Origin of the sequence: Segeticoccus rhizosphaerae (assembly GCF_009192725.1) — a bacterium.
In the GTDB taxonomy this organism is placed as follows: Bacteria; Actinomycetota; Actinomycetes; order Actinomycetales; family Dermatophilaceae; genus Segeticoccus; species Segeticoccus rhizosphaerae.
Genome location: NZ_VOHR01000595.1, coordinates 1 through 1,093, shown reverse-complemented (window position 1 = coordinate 1,093; position 1,093 = coordinate 1). Strand labels below are relative to the sequence as shown.

1 protein-coding gene is annotated in these 1,093 nt (G+C 71.6%); it reads left to right on the top strand.

Annotated features, from left to right (window positions below; all coding sequences use genetic code 11):
• Window positions 1-1,093, top strand: a 1,093-nt coding sequence (locus tag FRW57_RS21925; RefSeq protein ID WP_152187075.1) for an alpha/beta fold hydrolase, incomplete at both ends; no start/stop codon positions are given.

Here is a 1,093-nt window from a genome sequence, read left to right as displayed (position 1 = left end):
TGCCGCGGCCGTGGGCGTCGCTGCCGACCGGCTGCTGCGCGCCCGTGGCACCGCCATCGCCCTGGGGACAGCGCAGGAGTATGACGACGTGCCCGACGAGGAACGCGTCGTGATGGCCGACGACGGCGTGCCGCTGCACGTCGAGATCGACCACCCACAGGATCGGCCCGCGGGCGCCGGACCGGACGACGCCGTGCCGACCGTCGTGTTCAGCCACGGTTACACGCTCAACCTGCGCAGCTGGGTGTTCCAGCGGCGGGCGCTCCGCGCGGCCGGCTACCCCGTGGTCCTGTGGGACCAGCGCGGGCACGGGAGGTCCGGGACCGGTGAGCGGACGTCATACGACGTGGACCAGCTCGGTCGCGACCTCGCCCGGGTGATCGAGGAGGCCGTGCCGGAGGGGCCGATCGTGCTGGTGGGGCACTCGATGGGAGGGATGACGATGATGGCCCTGGCCGTGGACCACCACGAGCTCATCCGCAAGCGCTGCGTGGGCGCCGCCTTCATCGCCACCAGCCCCGGCGGACTTGCCGACGTGTCCTGGGGACTCGGCAAGCTTCTCGGCAAGGTCATCCACCGGGTCGGGCCGCAGGCCGTCGACCGGCTGTCGTCGCGACAGGCCCTGATCGACTCGGCCCGACGGGCGGGCCGGGACGTCGAGGAGTTCTTCGTCAACCGGTACTCGTTCGCGTCCCCAGTGCCGCTGGCGGTCGTGCGGTTGACCGCCGACATGATCTTCGGCACGAGCATGGACGTGATCGCGGCGTTCATGCCGTCGCTGGAGGGCCACGACAAGCGCGAGGCGCTCGCACAGTTCCACGGCACGGAAGTGCTGGTGCTGAACGGATCCGGAGACCTGCTCACGCCTCCGGAGCACAGCGAGGAGATCGTGCGGCTGGTGCCGGGCGCCGAGCACGTCGTGCTCAACGACGCCGGGCACATCGTGATGCTCGAGCACCCCGAGCTGGTGAACGAGCAGCTCCTGGAGCTGCTCGAGCGGGCGCGACGTGGGCAGGCAGGGCCGCGCGACGGCACGCCGGCACCGCGTGTCCGCAGCACCATCACCGACCTGGCCAAGCGGCGCCGCGACCGG